The organism is Leptospira gomenensis (assembly GCF_004770155.1).
Taxonomy (GTDB): domain Bacteria; phylum Spirochaetota; class Leptospiria; order Leptospirales; family Leptospiraceae; genus Leptospira; species Leptospira gomenensis.
In genome coordinates this window covers 33,006-53,303 of the sequence record NZ_RQFA01000007.1, presented here as the reverse complement: position 1 = coordinate 53,303, position 20,298 = coordinate 33,006, and the positions used below count along the sequence as shown (strand labels likewise).

Genomic DNA, 20,298 nt, shown 5'->3' with positions numbered 1-20,298 from the left:
ACCCGATTCCGACCGGATATCCTCAAATCACTTCCTTCTTTTTAAAAACGACCGTATCCGGAATACGAGTCCGGAAACGGCGTCTCAAATATCAATCCAAATCCTTGGATACTACTACTACGCGAGGATCGTTACCGGAACCGTTCCCGCAACCGGAGAACGCGAAAAAAAGCGCGTTCGTCGCGCGATCATGCGTTATGCTGCTATCGGGAGGAGGTCCGAGCGGGACACAAGCGTTGTAACCGGTCTCGTCGAGAACGTTACCCGCGTTTGACCACGAACCCAAAACCGGAAGATACGTTTTAACCACCGGCTTCAAGTTGTAAAATTCGATACAACCCACATACAAACGATCGTTGAACGTGTTGAAGGTCATATCCGTACAAACGTGATCCATCGACGGAGAATTTCCGAGAAACTCGTTTCCGAGAGGAACCCATTGTCCCCCGTTGAGCGTCCTCACGGTGGATTGAAATTTACCACCTTCGGCGGCGGTCGTTTTTCTCGAAGTGAGTAAAAACGGAACACCGGCTCCGTTGATCTCCAAATCGGGATGAACGTAATATTTGGAATTCGGATCCGAAGAAGAAAGAGTCGTCAACGCGTGTTGAGCGGGAATCGTATTCCCCTCTTTGACCCAAAAAGAAAACGCTGGTTGTCCGGGAATCACAATCGGCTGTAAACGAAAGACCTCGTACGAAGACAAAAGTCCGTTTTCCATACCTACGACGATCCGCAGTGGATGTCCGTTCCGGAAAGCGAGTCTAACGTGCGCCACCGTACCAGGAGCGGAGAAGCCCGGTTGTCCGACGACTTCCCAAACCCCTTGGGTAAGAGTGGTGTAATGTTTGCGTTTGACGACGGTAACCTTCCCTCCTTGCGTCTGATCGGGATACGCGAAATATTCGTTCGCATAATCCGAAATCAGATCCGTGGAACTTTTGGACGCCGGATAATGGGAAGTCGGAGCGATCTGCGGAATGACTAAGTTAGAATCTCCCACCGGCACATAGTCGGAATCCGAACACGGAAAAGAACTGTAACAACCTAGAATAGGAGACGTTAAACTCGTTCCTCCGATCTTGTATTCGTAATCGTAATAGTCGAACGCGTATCCGCTGAACGAAAAACCGCGATTCGTCAATCCGGGACTTCCCATAGAAACCCAAGAATCCCCGAAGAACGGAAAAAAACCGTCGCCGTTATAACCCTCCAAACGTTTGATACGAATCCGTTTCTGAACGATCGGAAAATTCGTATCCGCCTCCGTGTACGCCAGAGCGACCTTATGTAGAATCGCGTTACCCGATAGAACGGTAATGATCCGCAGATTCGTGCCCAACTCCAATCCTCCGATAGAAGTACTCGGAAGAAGAAAACTTCCCGAATATCTCCAATTTCCCTCCGCGGAAACCGCGACGGAGAAAAACAAAATTAAAATCGCGAACATGCGATTTATCTGTCTCATCAAACACCTCTTAGTTTATTATTCGCGGCCTTAGAAAACGGAAACGTACGTTAGACGAAACGTCAAAAAACCGCGACTACGATGAAACAAACCTCCCGGAATTAATTTACTTAAAAATAGATTCACAATTGATCCCATTATAATGAAACATAAATAGAAAAAACATATAAAAAAAGTATATGAGAACTATTATATATTCTATTATAAAATAATATTTATAAACGAGATCGAATCCGTTTTTCAAGGTGGATTGGTACGGAAATAAATCCAAATGGAGCGCGGTCTGATTTTCGACGGAGTTTCTTTTTGACCGTCTGGAACGCCGCCCGATAAAAAAGTTCATTATACATCCTCTTGTTTCTTGTTGGCGGTTGGAATCCGGTCCTCTCCCGTTTGCGAAAAGGACCGGACCGAATCTTAGTCCAAATCCTTTGCGACCACGACCACGCTAGCATCGGAATTTCCGCACGAAGAAAACGCGAAGAACAACGCGTTAGTCGCACGGTCGTGCGTAATACTCGTGTCGGCGGGAGGAAACAACGGGACACAAGCGGAAAAGCCGGTCTCGGCGGGAATATCGCCCAAACCAGTCCATTGATTCCCGTTAAAAACGCGGACCATCGGACGAATATTAAAGAAATTGATACAACCCACATGCAGACGATCGTTGAACGTGTTGAAGGTCATATCCGTACAGACGTTGCTTTCGCTCGTCGAATTCCCCAAAAATGCGTTCCCTACCGTTTGCCATTCTCCCGCGTTGAGTTTTTTCACGGTGGACTGAATCATGCCGCCTTCGGCGGCGGTCGTTTTTCTAGTATGCAGTAGGAACGGAATTCCGGCGTTGTTGATCTCCAAATCCGGATGTGCGTAGTATTTGGCGTTCGAATCGGGGGCAATCGTCAATAACACGTGTGAGGTGAAAATCGTATTCCCTTCCTGAAACCACATCGCAAACGGAGGTTGTCCGGAAATCACAACCGGAGAAAGTCGAAACACCTGGATCGAGGAAAGCAAACCGTTCTCCACCGCGACGACGAGCCGCAACGGAAATCCTTCCCTCCGCGTTAAACGGACATGAGCGACCGTTCCGACGGCGGAAATCCCCGGTTGACCCAAAACTTCCCAAGCTCCGGCCGACTGAGGACCGCTGTTGTGTTGTCTTCGTACTACGGTAACCTTACCTCCCTGCGTCTGATCCGGATACGCGAAATAATCGTAAACGGAATCTGAAACCATATCCGTGTGACTCTTTGCGTTCGGAGAAGCGTAGGAAACGTCGATTTGCGGAGTAACCGTTCCAGTGACGCCTAACGTGGTAAAACTCGCGCAGGGAGCGTCGAAACAACCCAAAATCGGATCCAACAGATTCGTTCCTCCGATCTCGTAATTGTATTCTTCCAGGCCCGCATAACCGGTGAATGAAAAACCCCTGCTCGTGGATCCGGCGCTTCCTACGTTCGCCCAAACATCCGCCAGAGAAGAAGACGATCCTCCCCCGTTGTAATCGGTCATACGTTTGACCCGGATCGGACGCGGGCTGGTGGTCGCAGTTGTGCTTGCTTCCGCATATGCGAGCGCTACGTTACCCAACATCGGCGAATAATGGTTGGTATTATTGATGGTTATGATTCGTATATTCGTACCCAACTCCGTATTTCCGATCGGAACGTTAGGCAAAACGAAACGGCCCGACAGCCTCCAATTCTCTCCGAATACGGCCTGGGCAAGCAATAGAATCAAAATCGCGAACGAGCGATTTACAATTTTCATGGAACACCTCTTTGTTTATTTAGAATCGTGCCGATCGGTAAATCGAAACCTCACCTTCGGCCGACGCGAAACAAACAAATAGAAACCCGGTTTTTCCGAAAAAATCGGAGCGAATTTTAATCCAATTATAAGTAAAACGAAATATCCGGAAAAGTCCCTTCGTTCCAAAAGGAATACGCAAGGAATTCAATATATTCTAATATAATATAACAAAAAAAGATCTTACCGATTTTCCGACCGGATCCGTTAGACGTCACTCGCACTCCGCCGACCTCCGCAAAGAAAAACAGTGGAAACGAAAAAAACTCGCCGATCCGCACCGAAACAAGCGGAGAAACGGAGCAATACTCGAGAAAAACCGAACGAACCGGTCCGCCTCCCGAGCACCGACTAACGTGCGCTTCCGACCCGTCTCCGAAATCCGAGTATAACCTAACGTTCGTTTTTCGAAGCGTATCGGATGAATCCGTAATCGCGACTTCACCCCGCAGAATTCGGTTTTCCGCGACGAAATGGATTTTCAAAATAGAAAACTTTCGTTCCGTTTTTTTTCCCTTTCGCTCGGAAAACCGCTTCCTGGACCTTAGCAAAACGAAAGTTTATGGTAATTTTATTATTTACAATATTCTAACAATCTCAGACACCTTGAAGCCCGATTTAAAGAGGAAAACGATACATGGCAAACTACGTTGTGCGCGGCGGAGAACAGGAACTCCCTCCGCCGTATCAGATGAAACAGGTGGAATTTTATTCCTTTTGTATAGAAGGAAATCAGGCTTCGATACAATCGATCGTGGATAGGGATCTCAACGGGCCCGCTAACGGAAGCGCGCACTACTCCGCGTTTACGGACAAACTTTTTCTCGTATTCGCAAAACAACAATATCTCGTACCGGGAAACGACTGCGGTTGGGTCGAAGAAACGGACGTAGGTTTTTGGATTCCTCTGTTTGCGAAGGATCCGCTTCGAATCCGATTTTATCAGCCTTATCTTTTCGTGGATATTCCCACCGCGATGGCGACCGGAAGGGAGATCTACGGATTTCACAAGATTCAGGGAAACTTCCAAATGCCGTCGCTACAGGTCCCGCCCGAATATTTTTCCGCGGACGCGGTCACTCCGAGAGGAAAAGATCGTCAGGCGATTTGGCAAAGAATGTTTACGTTGACCTGTCCGCCCGGAGGTTCTCAAAAGAAAGAATCCTTCGACGACTTTTCTAAAATAGGAAATAAATTCGCGGAGGTGCTCTTCGGAGATCCTTCCAAAATCACGATCCCGGGAATGGGACTTGTGATCAACCTATTCGATTTCCTATTTTCTCCCGAGCTCGGAATGGTTTTCCTAAAACAATTCCGCGACGCCGCCGATCCGACCAAAGCCTGCTACCAGGCGATCGTCGAAGCGAGCAGCAACGTCACCCACTTCAGAAAAGGCGGTCTGCTCGAAGGGAACTACGTTTTGGATCTTTTGGACAACCCGTATTTTCCGTTCGTGTCCGACTTCGGATTAAAAGGCGCTTCGGTTCCGGTTCAATTCGGAATCTGGTGCGACTTCGATTTCGATTTTTCCCCCGGAAAAATCATCCATCAAAATACATAAGAATATTCTAATATTCTTTTAAATAAATAGAAACGGAAATCAAAGGACTAATTGGGAAGAACTATGGGCGGCAAAAAGGAAAAGGTGGTCATTTTAGGCGGGGGATTGAGTTCCCTCGTAACGGCGTATGAAATCACTTCCAAACCGGATTGGAAGGAAAAATACGAACTTACGCTCTATCACATGGGATGGAGGTTGGGCGGCAAAGGAGCCAGCGGAAGAAACCAGAACGTTTACAATCGTATCGAAGAACACGGGCTTCATATCTGGTTCGGGTTTTACGATCACGCCTTTCAGTTGATCCGTAAATGTTACGAAGAGTTGGACAAACCTCTCACAAAACCTTTAGCGACTTGGGAAGAGGCGTTTAAACCGGCGAATTATTTCGTACTCGAGGAAAACGTCAACGGAAGTTATGAACCCTGGCCCATCCAATTTCCGATGAACGACCAAGTCCCCGGGGAAACCCTGGAACTGCCGAGCCCCAGCTCTTATCCTTCGATGATACTCAACTACGTCTCCGAATATTATCAAGCCAATCGCGACTCCATCTTTCCGGACGATGAAAACGGGGAAAACGATCACAGCGTCTGGAACCAGATCCTGGAATGGATCGAGGACACGGTCGAAGACATAGGATTGGATTTGGTGGGAAAGACAATCCTCGTATTAAAGAATCTGCTCGATAAACTCAGCGCCGATTTTCCGCACGATCGTTTTCTCCGCATAACGGATCTGTTTGTCCGATCGCTTTGGGAAAGGATAGAAAAGAAGATAGAATCCAATACGGAAGCGAGACGTTTTTGGATCATGATCGATTTCAGCCTCACCAACATACGCGGCATGATCGAGGATCGTGTATTCGAAAAAGGATTCGAAAGTATAGACGATTACGATTATCGGGAATGGCTCCGCAAACACGGTGCTAGCGAAATCACGATCAACTCCGCGATCGTCCAGGCGATCTACGGATTGGTTTTCGGCGGAGTCAATCAATACACGTTCGCCGCGGGAACGGCACTCAAAGGCGCGCTGAGAATGGTGTTCACGTACAAAGGCGCGGTCGCCTACAGGATGCAAGCCGGTATGGGCGACACCATCATGACTCCGTTATACGAAATTCTCAAAAAACGGGGAGTCGATATCCGATTCTTCCATAGGGTTCGGGAACTCGTTCCCGGAAAAATCGACGGAAAGGAAGGGATCCAAAGTGTACGAATCGGGAGACAAGTAACTCTCAAAACGGACGAATATTCCCCCCTAATCGATGTTAAAGGATTGGGTTGTTGGCCGAGCGAACCCCTTTACGATCAGATCGTCGAAGGACAAATATTAAAAGATACTCATGTGGATTTGGAAAATTATTGGTCCGATTGGAAGGATCGAGAGGAATTCGTCCTCGAACAAGGAAAGGATTTCGATCGAATCGTGTTCGGAATTTCCATCGGTGCCATTCCGTTTTTGTGTCCTGAAATTCTGAAATCCAACGCAAAATGGCGGCAGATGACCGAAACGATCCAAACCTGTCTGACGGACGCCTTCCAACTTTGGATGTATCCGGACACGGCCGGACTCGGCTGGAAATACTGGAAAAACGAACCGCCCATCCTTGGCTCCTATGTGGAACCGTTCGATACTTGGTGTGATATGAGTCACTTGATCATTCGGGAATCCTGGCCGGATGCGATGACGCCGAATCATATCGCGTATTTCTGCGGACCTTCTCCGGCGGGAACCGGACCGGCCAATCCGCTCGCCGACCCCGATCTCCCGGAAGAGATGAGGAAATTACGCGAACGAGTCGCTCGATTTTTAAACAAAGACGCGTACAACCTCTGGCCGGCGGCGGTGGAACCAGGAGCGAAATCCGAATTCAACTGGGACCTTCTGCTTCACACGGATCAAAGCCGCGCTCCTGGATTGGATTCCGCCTTCTATCGATTGAATATCCAGCCGACGGAGAGATACGTTTTGTCGCCTAAGGGTTCGACGAAATACAGACTTCCCGCGGGAGACAACGGATATTACAATTTGGTGATCACGGGTGACTGGATTCAAAACCCGATCCTGAACGCGGGTTGTGTCGAAAGTACGGTGGTCAGCGGGATCGAAGCCGCTCGATGTTTCCTCTGAATTTCAAGAACCGGACTTTTTTCTTTTTGATTTTAATCCTAGGGAGAATATCACAGTTCTTCCAGGATGGAACTTCCAGGTTTTGAAACGTTTGAATCCTTTTCCGTTGATCATCAGTTTCTGATATACAGATCCTTGGATCAAAGGACGGGGAAACACGTTCTCCTTAAGGTCCTTCGACAGAAAAATCCGAGTCGCAAGGAAATTCAGAAGCTCCATCACGACTTTAGAATTTCTAGTTTTGCTAAAGGACCCGGAATTCAAAATTCACTCGAACTGATCCGTCACGAAAACGTGCCAGTCCTCGTGATCGAGGATTGTGGTTCGGTTCCTCTCGCGAGAATGTACCCGAACGGAATTCATTCCGTGGAAAAATTCTTCGAAACGGCGATAAACATCGCGCTCGCTCTGCGGGAAGTCCACGAAAAAAGGATACTACACCAATCCCTTCGTCCCGGAAACATCTGGATCCAACCGGAAACGGGCGCGGCAAAAATCACCGACTTCTCCTCCGCCACGTTTTCCGGAAAAGACACTTCCCCATCGATCACACCCGATCTTTCCGCCGAGGTGCTTTCGTATATTTCTCCCGAACTGACGGGAAGACTTTCGAGGGTTTTGGATCTACGCACGGATTTTTATTCCCTGGGAATCATATTCTACGAGATGATCACCGGAACGCTTCCCTTCGTCTCCAAGGATCGCAACGAAATCATACACGCACATCTTGCGAGGCGTCCTCCTTTGGCGCATACGGTCCGCGGAGAACTTCCTCTTTCCATATCGTTGGTGATAGCGAAACTTTTGGAGAAGGATCCGGAACAACGTTATGCGTCCATTAACGGGTTGATATACGACATCGAACTCTGTAGACGCGAATTCGGAAACCAAAGTCCGCAGAATCTGTTCGCACCGGGAACCAGGGACGTTCCGGAACTTACCTTCGATCCGTCCGCGCTCTACGGAAGGGATAAGGAAAAGGCGGTATTGGAAGCCTCCTTGGACAAGGTATTCCGCGGAGAAACGGGCCTGGTCCTCATTACGGGCGAATCCGGTTCGGGAAAATCGGCTTTAGCCCGTTCCTTTTTGAAAAGTATTTCCGAACGGGGCGGAATCGTGGTTCAGAGTAAATTCGACCAGTACGAAACGTCCGTTCCTTTCGGAGGTTTGATTCATTCGCTGAGGGATTTGGTTTCGATCTTTCTTTCCAAACCGGAAAAGGAAATCCGCGATTTCAAGCGACTCATCCTTCAATACACGGGCGCGAACGGAAAAATACTTTTAAATCAGATTCCCGAACTAGAGTTCATCATCGGACCGCAACCAGATTTGGCTGAACTTCCTCCGGACGAAAATAGGAACCGTTTTTATTTCACCTTGAGAAATTTCATCCGCGCCATTTCGGAAACGAGTCGTCCCTTGGTGCTTTATATGGACGACTTGCAATGGGCCGATCCGGCCAGCTTAAAGCTGATCGAAACCTTTTTAATATATGCGAAAATTAAGAACTTCTTATGTATTCTTGCTTTTAGACCGGAGGCACTGGAAAAAACGAACGAATTCTCCAGAATCGTGGATTCGCTCGAGGACAACAAAGTTCAAAGCAGCAGAATCACCGTCGATCCTCTGGACGAGGACAGCATATTTCGTCTTCTCCAAGATCTCGCTCCCGGACCGGAGGAACAGATCTCTTCGGTATCGGCGACCTTGCACAAAAAGACGTTAGGAAATCCGTTCGCCGTGGTTCAACTACTCAGAGCCTCGGAAAAGGCCAATTCCCTAGCATACGACTTCGAAGCGAAACACTGGAAATGGGATACGGGGAAAATTTCAGACCTTCCGGTGGCGGATAACGTAGTCGATCTGCTTTGTCAAAGAATACGCGAACTTTCGCCCGGAGTACAGGAGTTGCTCGGCGTATGTTCCTGTCTGGGAGAAAGGTTCACGTCCGGATTCATTAGTAAATTACGTTTTTTTGATACTTCTAAACTCAATCAGATACTCTGGGAGGCCGTTCGGGAAGGTCTGTTGACTCCGGTGCATAGTCAGGATCATTCTCTTTTCGAGGAGAACGTATCCTCGGAACAGGGTTTCGGATTTTCGCACGATAGGGTCCAACAGGCGGCCTATAGTCTCCTCGAGGAATCCAAACGCAGGGAATTCCATAAGAAGGTCGGAGTTGCACTGTTGAACACTCACGGACCGGAACCCAAAAACAGGGTTTTGTTCCAGATCGCCAACCACCTCAATCAGGCTTCGGATGAGATCAAAGAGGAATCCCTCCGCAAACATCTAACGTTACTCAACTACAAAGCGGGTTTGCAGGCGAAAAGTTCCGGTTCTTACGAAAGTTCCCTGCGTTATCTGAACTCAGCGTTGAATTCGTTGGACAAGGATTCCATGACCAACGATTTAGAGATGTATTCGAACGTGATTTTGGAAACCGCGGAGACGGAATATCTACTCAATCATTACGAAAGGACGATGCAACTTTTAGAGTCCCTGGAAAACCTAAACCTTCCGGATCTGCAGTATATCCGCGCAGACGCGATCCAAGTCAGACTTTATTCCAAAATGAACAAGGTCGAAAACGCGGTCCTCGCGGGTATACGGGCGATGAAACGGTTCCGCATCAACATTCCTTCTTCTCCGTTGCGCGTAACGTTGGTCCTATTCAAGGAGTTATTTCTTTCGCTCATCCTCTCCAAAGGGAAGTCGGATCAGGAACTCGTCTACGTAAAGGAGAATTCGGAACCGGAATACCAGGCGTTGATCGATCTTTTCGCGGACCTCGGTCCTTCCGCGTTCACCTACAACCAGAACCTATTCGCTCTAATCGTATTAAAAATGTTTAATACTTCTCTGACAAAAGGAGTGTCCAGGAGCAGCCCGATCGCCTACAGCGGTTACGGCATGATCGTCAACCAGGCGCTCAAGGATCTGGACCAAGCGATACGTTATTCGCACCTTGCGTTGAAACTCAACGATAAGATTCCGTTCGACCTCGTGAAGTGGAAGGTTCAGTACGTTTATTCCGCCTATCTTTGTCATTGGAAAAGGCATATCACTCTCGACATAGGATTATTGGACGACGTCCACAACGGAGCGTTGCAAAACGGGGATATCTTTTACGCGGGTTTCAGCATGCAAGCCAAAACGCAGAAGAAGATATTCGCCGCGTCCCCCATCGAGGAATTGCTTTCGGATATTGAAAACGCGGATCAGTATTTTACGGCTTCACGCGACAACTTCGCGTTCACCATCGTAAAAAGTTCGCATCAGCTAATCCGCGCGTTGGCCGGAAAAACGGCTTCCCCTGACTCGTTGAACGATTCCGGATTCGACAGCGTCGCGTTCGAAAAACGGATTTTGGAGGATAAGAACTACACCGCGCTTTCCTACTATTATCACGACCTTACCAAACTTCACTACTTCTCTGGAAACTTCGAAAGAGCCCTGATTTCCGGAACGGAAGGCGAAAAACTCATCCAAAACGCCTTCGGTTTGATTCCGTTCGCGGAGTTCTGGTTTTATTACGGACTTACTATATTCGCAAATTATGATACTCTTTCATTCTCCCGGAAGATTCAACTCTCCAGAAAGACGAAAACAATCCTAGCCTACTTCGAAAAATGGAGCCGCGACTGTCCCGAGAACTTTATGGGACATCTCGAACTTCTCAAAGCGGAAAAAAGCAGGATCAAAGGCGATATAGGAGCGACGATAGCGGGTTATGAGAAGGCGATGAAACTTTTTCAGGAATCGGGTTTTCAGTCGTTTCAGGCGCTGGCGTGCGAAATCGCGGCGAAGTATCACTACAAATTGGGAAATTTTTCCTTGGGAAATTATTACGTCGAAAACTCGATCGATCTTTACTCCAGATGGGGAGCGTCCGTAAAGGTCGCCGAATTGGAAGATCGTTTTGCGGATCGATTGGATCGATCGGGCCTCGCGGAGACTAACGGAAGAAAAACGAATCACCAAACTCCGGCTGTGGACCAGGAAATCATATTAAAGACGTATAATCTTCTTTCGGGTGAAATACTTCTGGACAACCTACTGAAAAAACTCATTCAGATCGCCATGGAGACGGCCGGAGCGACGCGGGCGATCTACTTCCATCTACATAATAAAAATCTAATGGTCTATCTGGCCGGGCAAAGCGGAGAAAGCGGCATCGTCGTGGAGAATCTGCCGGAATTGGACGAAACACAATACCCCGTCTCCTATCTAAATTACGTCTTTAGAACCGGGAAAATGGTTTCCACCAACGGACTCGATACCTCTTCGATCAAGGACTTTACGGATCAGTATATAAAGGAAAAAAAACCGCAATCGGTGATATGTTTTCCCCTGATCCACGCGGGAAGCCTCAAAGGTGTGCTTTATCTCGAAAACCAGCTCGTCAAAGGCGTATTCACCGAAAACAGGATTCAAACTTTGGAACTGATAGCCGGACAAGCTGCGATTTCTATCGAGAACGCAAACCTCTACGCGGAACTGGAAGAAAAGGTGGTGGAACGTACCGGTGAATTGAACAACACGATCAAGTTGATTCAAAAGGATCTTCTCTACGCGCAAAAAATCCAGGATCGAATCCTTCCTCCTCCGGAAGCCACGTTAGGCGGAATATGCATTTTGACGAAATACATACCGATGACCGAAGTGGGCGGAGACATATACGATTATGCGGAAATATCACCCGGAAAGGTTCGTATCTTTTTGGCCGACGCGACCGGTCACGGAGTCCAAGCCGCGTTAGTCACCATGTTGATCAAATCCGAATACGAAAGTATAAAATACCTCGACCTTCCTCCGGGGGAAGTGATCACCGCGTTAAACAAGGAGATCATCGCCAAATACAGCGCGATCAAATCCTTCTTTAGTTGTTTGATCGCGGACGTGGATACGGAAGAAGGAACGCTTTCGTATTCGGCGGCGGGACACCCAGATCAGTTTTATCTTTCCGGAACTACGATTACACGTTTGTCCAAAAGCGGACCGATCATAGGAATCTCCGAGAAAGTCAGATATCAATCCCAATTTTTGGAGATCGCCCAAGGGGATAAACTGTTCTTCTTTTCCGACGGAATCGTCGAGGAATTCAACTCTTTCGAGGAGGAATTCGGCGAAGACCGACTTTTGGAATCCATACTCAAGGAATCCTCGAAACCGATCGCCGACCTCGTAAACTCGGTGTTTGGCGATCTCAAATCCTTTCTTTCCGGACAACGTGCCCAAGACGACATCACTTTCCTTTCCGCGGAAATTCTATAATCGGCCGCCCCCCGCATCCTCACCGGACGGAAAGGCTCCTAACAACATCTTAACTCCGTTTTTCCAGGCTTAATCCGCCTCGGGTTGACCGATCGGAAATCCCGTGTTTTACTTAAGGGTATTCGTTTCGGCCGTAACGCAGTCGATATTCCGGAAAAATCCGGACAAGACGCTTTATATACGAAAACATAAGAGAAATTAAATATAATGAATTTTGAAACTACTCTGGCGGTGACGATGGGCGCGTTTTGTCTCGTTTATCTCGTTTATTCGATCTTTAAACCGGAAAAATTCTGAGGGAAATTATGGCAACGGAATGGATTCAAGTATCGATCGTATTTTTTACGATTACGTTATCTTCCCCCGTTTTGGGAATGTATTTATATAGGGTATTCGGATCGAAAGAAGTGTTTCGATTCGAGGAAACTATCTATAAATTCTGCGGAATCGATCCCGAAAAGGGAATGGACTGGAAGGAATACGCGGCTTCGCTTTTATCGTTCCACGTCCTAGGAATCTTTGTGTTGTTCCTGATCCTCATATTCCAACACGTATTGCCGTTAAATCCGCAAAACTTTCCCGGATTGGATCCTTATCTCGCGTTGAACACTGCGATCAGTTTTGGCACGAATACGAATTGGCAGTCCTACAGCGGAGAATCGACGTTGAGTTATTTTTCCCAAATGACGGGACTGACGACTCAAAACTTCGTAAGTGCGGCGACCGGCTTTTGCGTTTTGGTCGCACTCGCGCGAGGACTCAAAGCGGATTCGTCCGCTGACTTGGGAAACTTTTGGAAGGACCTCGTTCGAGGAACGTTATACGTCCTTTTACCAATTTCGTTCGTATTAGCGCTCGTATTAACCGCCAACGGAACGGTACAGACGTTCGACGCCTACGTGCAAGCGGTGACGCTCGAGAAAATTCCGCAGACGATTCCTTTAGGGCCGGCGGCTTCTCAGATAGCGATCAAACAGTTGGGAACCAACGGCGGAGGTTTTTTCGGAGTAAACGGAGCGCATCCGTTCGAAAATCCGACGCCTATGTCAAATTTCCTGCAAATAATTTCGATTCTATTGCTCCCCGGCGCCTGCGTTTTTTTATACGGGCGTATCCTCGGAAACGTTAGGCACGCTTGGGTGATTTTCGGAGTTATGTTCACGATACTATTCGCTGGTTTTTTGACGATATGGATTTCTGAAACTTCGTACAACTCTTTATCGGGATCGTTCGGATTTTGGGAAGGAAAAGAAACCAGATTCGGAATTTCGAGCAGCGCGCTTTGGGCGGCTTCGACCACTGCGGCTTCGAACGGATCGGTCAACTCGATGCACGACAGTTTTTCCCCGCTCGCAGGTCTAGTAGAAATATTGAATATTCAATTAGGCGAAATCGTTTTCGGAGGTGTGGGCTCCGGAACATACGGAATGATACTGTTCGTCTTTCTTACGGTTTTTTTAAGCGGAATTATGGTCGGAAGAAGCCCGGAATACGCCGGAAAAAAAGTGGAAAAAAAAGAGATCCAAATGTCGATCCTGGGAATCCTTCTACCTTCAACGACGATTCTATTGTTCACCGCGATCACGGTAAGTTTTCCGGAAGCCCTCGTTTCGATCGGCAATCGCGGACCTCACGGATTTTCCGAAGTGTTGTATGCGTTCTCCTCCGCGGCGGGAAACAACGGAAGCGCCTTCGCGGGATTAAACGCGAATACGCCCTACTACAACGTAACGCTCGCGGTTTCGATGTTGATCGGCCGGTTCGGAGTGATCCTACCCGTGCTCGCGATCGCCGGAAATTTAGCGGTAAAAAAAAGATCGGAACAATCATCCGATGGATCCTTTTCTATGGAAGGCGGAATTTTTTACCTTCTCTTACTATCGGTAATCGTAATCGTAGGGGCTCTCACTTTTTTTCCGGCCTTGACCATCGGACCGATACTTGAGCATTTTCTAATGTTACAAGAAAAAACGTTTTAGGAAAAGGAGAATTCGATGAGCCGCAGATCACAAGTATTTTTCGAATCCGGGGTTTTTCGCGAATCCATAACGAACTCCCTCAAGAAATTGGGGATAAGCTCTCAAACCAAAAACCCTGTGATGTTCGTCGTGTATCTGGGAGCCCTGCTGGTCTCCTGGATTTTTTTTAGGGATCTTTATAACGGAAATTTTTCTTTGTTCCATCTGCAAATCGCCCTTTGGCTTTGGTTTACCGTGTTGTTCGCAAACTTTGCCGAAGCGATAGCGGAAGGAAGAGGAAAAGCGAGAACCGACAGCCTCAAAAAAACCAGAACCAATATCGTCGCCAAGAAGATCGATAACGGAATCATAACCGACGTATCCGGAAGTACATTAAGAATCGGTGATATAGTAGTATGCGAAGCGGGAGATATGATACCGGGAGACGGAGAAATCACGGAAGGAATCGCAAGCGTGGACGAATCGGCGATCACCGGCGAATCCGCTCCCGTCGTGCGCGAAAGCGGCGGAGACAGAAGCGCGGTCACGGGAGGAACGAGAGTATTGAGCGATAGGATCTTCATCCGTATTACCGCCGAACAGGGAAATACGTTTTTGGACAAGATGATCGCCTTAGTGGAAGGAGCAAAACGCCAAAAGACTCCCAACGAGATCGCGTTGACCATGCTTCTCTCCGGATTGTCTTTTATATTTTTGATCGCTGTGATGAGTCTTCCTTTTTTCGCGACGTTCGTGGCAAAGGAAGGCGGCGTGAATGCGGATCTATCGATTCCGATTCTGATATCATTGTTGGTATGTCTGATACCTACAACGATCGCAGGCCTGCTTTCCGCGATCGGAATTTCCGGAATGGAACGTCTGATTCGTTTTAACGTGATCTCCAAAAGCGGAAAAGCCATCGAAGCGGCGGGGGATATCGACATTCTTCTTTTGGACAAAACCGGAACCATCACGTTAGGCGACCGCGAAGCAAGGGCATTCTTTCCGGCGAGCGGAGTGGAGGAAAAATATCTCGCTGACGTAGCGCAGCTCTCCTCTTTAGCGGACGAAACTCCGGAAGGAAGATCGATCGTCGTATTGGCGAAAGAAAAATTCGGCTTTCGGGAACGGAATCTGGCCGAAATGGAAGGAGAGTTCATCCCTTTCAGCGCTTCCACGAAAATGAGCGGAGTGGATTTAAAGAAGGAAGGCACCGTGATACGAAGGATCCGCAAAGGAGCCGGTGACGCGGTCAGGAACTATCTCTACAACTATAATCGAAAAATCTCCGAGGATATGGAGGAACGGATTCGAGAGATATCGAAACGCGGAAGCACGCCGATTCTAGTCGCCGAAGATGACCGTCTAATCGGTGTTATAGAATTAAAGGATATAGTCAAAGGAGGGTTGAAGGAGCGTTTCGCCAGCCTTAGAACCATGGGTATCCGTACGGTGATGATCACCGGAGACAATCAATTGACCGCCGCCGCAATCGCCGCCGAAGCCGGCGTGGACGATTTTCTCGCGGAAGCGACCCCGGAAACCAAACTCGAAAAAATACGCGAACAACAGTCGAAAGGTTATCTCGTCGCGATGATCGGGGACGGCACCAACGACGCCCCGGCCTTGGCTCAATCGGACGTAGGCGTCGCGATGAACACCGGTACACAGACCGCACGCGAGGCCGGCAATATGATCGATCTCGACAGCAATCCGAGTAAACTGATAGAGATCGTCGAAATAGGCAAACAACTTCTGATGACGAGAGGAGCCTTGACCACCTTCAGCATCGCCAACGATGTAGCGAAATACTTCGCGATCCTTCCCGCATTATTCGGCGCTTACTACGCCTCAGCCGGATCGAACGCGGGGCCGCTCTCCGCGTTGAACTTGATGAGTTTACATTCGCCTCAAAGCGCAGTATTAAGCGCAGTCATCTTTAACGCGCTCGTTATTCCGGCGCTGATACCACTCGCACTCAAAGGTGTCGCCTACAAACCGTTAGGACCGGATAAAATTCTCGGACGCAATCTGCTGATATTCGGTTTAGGGGGAATCCTAACTCCGTTTATAGGAATAAAACTCATCGACGTTTTTTTAATCATATTAGGAATCGCTTAAGGAGAAATCCATGTTGAAGTTCGTATCGACTTCGTTCAGGACGTTTATATTTTTAACGTTCGTCACCGGAATTTTATATCCCCTGACCGTAACGGGATTCGCAGAGCGGTTTTTTCCGTTTCAATCCGGAGGAAGCCTAGTTCGTTCCGGCGAATTGATCCTCGGTTCGGAATTGTTGGCCCAGAAATTCACGAAAAACGAATACTTTTGGCCGAGGCCTTCCGCTTCCGATTATTCGGCGGTAGCATCGGGAGCCTCCAACGCCTCTCCGACGAATTCTTCGTTTAAGGAAAAAGTTTTGGAAAGAAAAAATTTCCTTTTGAATAGCCATCCCGGTAAAACGGAAATTCCCGCGGAACTTCTTTTTACGAGCGGATCCGGATTGGACCCGCACGTCTCGCCCGCATCGGTTTTCTTTCAATGGGAGCGGGTCGCAAAAGCTCGCAAACTCGATACGGAGCGGATAAAAAAACTAAGGGGAATGATCGAGGCCTCCGTCGAAAAATCCGACTTCGGTTTTATCGGCGAGAATAGAATCAACGTTCTGCGATTGAACTTGCAATTGGATTCGGAATTCGGAAAAATCGAACGATGACGGATCGCGGCGAAAACGACCGGGAAAACCCGGATGAATTGCTCAGAAAAATCCAAGCCGAAGAGAAAAAATCCGCATTAGGAAAATTGAAAGTGTTTTTCGGCATGGCGGCGGGAGCCGGAAAAACCTATGCGATGTTGAATGCCGCCATAACTCTGAAACGGGAAGGTATAGACGTCGTCGTGGGTTATGTCGAAACCCACGGAAGAAAGGAAACCGAGTCCCTTTTGGAAGGTTTGGAGATTCTTCCCAGAAAAAAGCTGAAACATAGGGATTTGGATTTCGAAGAGATGGATCTGGATTTCGTATTAAAAAGAAATCCGGAAGTGGTGCTCGTGGATGAATTCGCGCATACGAATATTCCCGGAAGCAGGCACAACAAACGATATCAGGATGTGTTGGAGATACTAAAACACAACATAGACGTATTCACCACGTTGAACGTACAACACCTTGAAAGTCAGGTCGAGGCCGTGGAAAAAACGACTTCGATAAAAATTCGGGAAACGATTCCCGATTCCGTATTGGACTTGGCGGACGAGATCGTGCTCATCGATCTTTCTCCTGACGATCTAAGAAAACGTCTTCAGGACGGGAAAATTTACGTTCCCGAAAAAGCGGATCAGGCGGGGGATCATTTTTTTAAGAAGGAGAATTTGACCTTTCTGCGGGAAACCGCGCTCAATTACACCGCAAGACACGTAAACGCTTCTACCGGTTCCTCGAAATTCAAGGAAAAAATACTCGCGGCGATCGGCCCGAGTCCCGGTTCGTATTCTTTGTTACGTTATGCGAAACGTCTCACTTACGAACGCAACGGAGAACTCTACGCCATATACAATCAAACGCGGGAAAATTTATCCAAGAATAGTCTAAGTCAATTGGAAAAAAACCTGGCTTTTGCGAGGGAGTTGGGCGCGGAAATTCTTTATTACGCGGAGGAGGATCCGGCGGACGCCATCCTCAAAGTCGCCGAACAAAAGAATATAACCAGAGTCGTATTAGGAAAATCGAATATTCCTTGGTGGAAGTGGTGGAATTCCCCCGCGTTAAAATTGGCCCGTTCCTCGGCGAATTTCGAGTTAAACCTCGTTCCTCACGACGCGGTTTCGGCTTCCGATCAGGAAAATCCGTTGGCCCGGTTTTTAAGGATTTCATCTGGCGGTAAACGATACTTCGCCTCGACCGCATTGATACTTTTCGCGACTTGTATCGGACTTTTTTTGGAGCCGATCGTCGGATATTGGAGTATTTCCTTTTTATATCTTTTTTTCGTTTCGGGAATCGGATCTTTTTTTTCGAAAGGACCCACCGTTCTCGCGGGATTGTTGTCGGGTATTTTCTGGGACTTCCTATTTATACCTCCCAAATACACCTTCTTCATAGAAAAACTGGAAGACGCATTGATGTTCGGTTCCTTTCTTTTTATTTCCATCGTCATCGGAAACGTGACTTCGAGGTTAAGACAAAAGGAGAAAATTCTCGTCAATCGCGAACTTCGTTTAACCACGTTATTCGAGCTTTCCAAAGAATTGGGACACGCAAGAGAAATACGCGGAATCTCCGAGATAGGAGCGAAATATCTGAAAAAAGTATTTCAAACCGAAGCTACGGTCATTTTAGAGAATCAAGGAAACATCGATTCCAACTCTTCCAGAGCGGGAAATTTTTTTCCGGACGCGAAAGAAACCGCGGTCGCAAACTGGGCCTACAAAAACAGAACCGCCGCCGGTAAGTTTACGGATACGTTATCCTTATCCTTAGGAACGTATTTTCCTTTGGTCGCTCCGGGCAAAGTCATCGGCGCCATCGGAATTCTTCTTTCCTCAAAACTGAATCTGGATCAGGAAAATCTTTTGCTCACCATGGGAAATCAGATCGCCCTCGCTCTCGAACGGGAATTTCTATCGGAGGAAACGAGAACGAGATATCTTGCGAATCAATCGGAGCGTCTTTATACGATCATTTTCAACTCCTTATCGCACGAGCTCAAAACCCCCCTTTCTTCGATACGCGGAGCCGTCACCGCGTTGTTGGAACCGGAAATGGAGTATTCTCCCGAAGCCAGACGGGAATTGTTAAGCGAAATCAACGAGAGCAGCATGATTCTCAATCTTCTGTTGGGAAATCTTTTGGATATGAGTCGCTACGAATCCGGATTTTTGAAACTACGCGAAGATTGGCACGATCCTTCCGACCTGATCCATGTCGTCGTCCGCCGATTAAGACAAACGGTAAAAGGAAGTCGTTGTATCATTCGAATTCCCGAAAAAGTCGTTCCCGTCTGGATGGATTTCACGCTTATGGAACAGGCTCTCTTTAACGTGGTATTCAACGCGGTGCAGATTTCTCCGCAAGGTTCTCCCGTTGTGATCGAGTTGATTTCGGAAGAGGAAGGGATCCGTTATGCCATCGAGGACGAAGGCCCGGGGATTCCCGTCGAAGATTTGGAAAAAATTTTCGACAAGTTCTATAGAGGGAATAATCGGAGTCATATAGGAAGCGGATTAGGACTTTCGATCAGTAGATCCATCGTTGAAACCCACGGCGGAAAGTTGGTCGCAGAAAACAGAAAACAAGGCGGGGCGAGGTTCCTCATAGAAATACCGATCAAACATGGCTGATACGAACCGACCTAGAATATTGATAGCGGACGACGACGATCGGATCCGCAAAATGATACGGATCAGTTTGACCGCGGCGCATTACGATACGTTGGAAGCAGACACGGTGCGTGCGACGATTCTCGAAACAGCAAACCGTTCCCCGGACGTGATTTTGTTGGACCTTCAATTCCCCGACGGACACGGAATAGAAGCGTTACGCGAAATCAGATCCTGGAGCGAAACCCCCGTCATCGTCTTATCGGTGTTAGGCTCCGATCCGGAAAAAATTTCCCTCCTGGACGCGGGCGCGGACGACTATATTACGAAACCGTTTAGTATGGGCGAGTTATTGGCGAGAATCAGAGTGGCCTTACGGAATAAGGCCCAAGAACCGGGTTCCCCTTTTTTCCGTTCCGGAAATCTTTACGTGGATCTTGCCGCAAGAAAAGTTATCTCTTCCGGATCGGAGATACACCTGACTCCGATAGAATACTCGTTTTTGACCTTATTAATACGACACGCCGGCAAGGTTCTCACTCAGGAACAGATCATCCGTCACATCTGGGGACCTATGGCCAAAAACGAATCCGGTCCGTTGCGGGTTCACGTGGCCGGTCTACGGAAAAAAATAGAATCCGATCCCTCCAACCCGGAATTGATCCTGACCGAACCGGGCGTGGGATATCGTTTAGCGGTTCACATGGAATAGGGATTCTTCCGAATAAAAATCGATCAATAAAATTAAAATATTAAAATAATCTATACTA

11 protein-coding genes are annotated in these 20,298 nt (G+C 47.9%); 9 read left to right on the top strand and 2 right to left on the bottom strand.

Annotated elements, in window-relative coordinates; translation table 11 throughout:
- Positions 1-91: 91 nt before the first annotated feature.
- On the bottom strand, positions 92-1,468 hold the full coding sequence (locus tag EHQ17_RS00655; RefSeq protein ID WP_135591112.1) for a hypothetical protein: 1,377 nt from the start codon (positions 1,466-1,468) through the stop codon (positions 92-94).
- Between the two features lie 417 nt (positions 1,469-1,885).
- Complete coding sequence (locus tag EHQ17_RS00650; protein WP_135591114.1) at positions 1,886-3,241, bottom strand: hypothetical protein; 1,356 nt, start codon at positions 3,239-3,241, stop codon at positions 1,886-1,888.
- A 676-nt stretch (positions 3,242-3,917) separates the two neighbouring features.
- Here EHQ17_RS00650 and EHQ17_RS00645 point away from each other — a divergent pair.
- The 9 genes from EHQ17_RS00645 to EHQ17_RS00605 all read left to right on the top strand — a co-directional run bounded on the left by EHQ17_RS00645 (position 3,918) and on the right by EHQ17_RS00605 (position 20,240).
- On the top strand, positions 3,918-4,841 hold the full coding sequence (locus EHQ17_RS00645) for a hypothetical protein (protein ID WP_135591116.1): 924 nt from the start codon (positions 3,918-3,920) through the stop codon (positions 4,839-4,841).
- A gap of 63 nt (positions 4,842-4,904) precedes the next feature.
- Positions 4,905-6,974 carry an NAD(P)-binding protein gene (locus tag EHQ17_RS00640; RefSeq protein ID WP_135591118.1) on the top strand — a complete coding sequence of 690 codons (2,070 nt, stop codon included), beginning with the start codon at positions 4,905-4,907 and terminating at the stop codon, positions 6,972-6,974.
- Between the two features lie 66 nt (positions 6,975-7,040).
- Positions 7,041-12,251 (top strand): trifunctional serine/threonine-protein kinase/ATP-binding protein/SpoIIE family protein phosphatase, encoded by a 5,211-nt coding sequence (locus EHQ17_RS00635; RefSeq protein WP_135591120.1) that lies wholly within the window; start codon positions 7,041-7,043, stop codon positions 12,249-12,251.
- Between the two features lie 207 nt (positions 12,252-12,458).
- On the top strand, positions 12,459-12,548 hold the full coding sequence (locus EHQ17_RS00630; protein WP_135591122.1) for a potassium-transporting ATPase subunit F: 90 nt from the start codon (positions 12,459-12,461) through the stop codon (positions 12,546-12,548).
- A gap of 8 nt (positions 12,549-12,556) precedes the next feature.
- On the top strand, positions 12,557-14,230 hold the full coding sequence (gene kdpA, locus EHQ17_RS00625; RefSeq protein ID WP_135591124.1) for a potassium-transporting ATPase subunit KdpA: 1,674 nt from the start codon (positions 12,557-12,559) through the stop codon (positions 14,228-14,230).
- Positions 14,231-14,245: 15 nt separating this feature from the next.
- Complete coding sequence (gene kdpB / locus EHQ17_RS00620) at positions 14,246-16,330, top strand: potassium-transporting ATPase subunit KdpB (RefSeq protein WP_135591126.1); 2,085 nt, start codon at positions 14,246-14,248, stop codon at positions 16,328-16,330.
- Between the two features lie 10 nt (positions 16,331-16,340).
- Positions 16,341-16,925 (top strand): potassium-transporting ATPase subunit KdpC, encoded by a 585-nt coding sequence (kdpC, locus tag EHQ17_RS00615; protein WP_135591129.1) that lies wholly within the window; start codon positions 16,341-16,343, stop codon positions 16,923-16,925.
- A complete protein-coding gene (locus tag EHQ17_RS00610; protein WP_135591131.1) occupies positions 16,922-19,549 on the top strand; it encodes a sensor histidine kinase in 2,628 nt (875 codons plus the stop codon). The genes kdpC and EHQ17_RS00610 overlap by 4 nt, the downstream gene beginning before the upstream one ends.
- On the top strand, positions 19,542-20,240 hold the full coding sequence (locus EHQ17_RS00605) for a response regulator (RefSeq protein WP_135591133.1): 699 nt from the start codon (positions 19,542-19,544) through the stop codon (positions 20,238-20,240). The genes EHQ17_RS00610 and EHQ17_RS00605 overlap by 8 nt, the downstream gene beginning before the upstream one ends.
- Positions 20,241-20,298 lie beyond the last annotated feature (58 nt).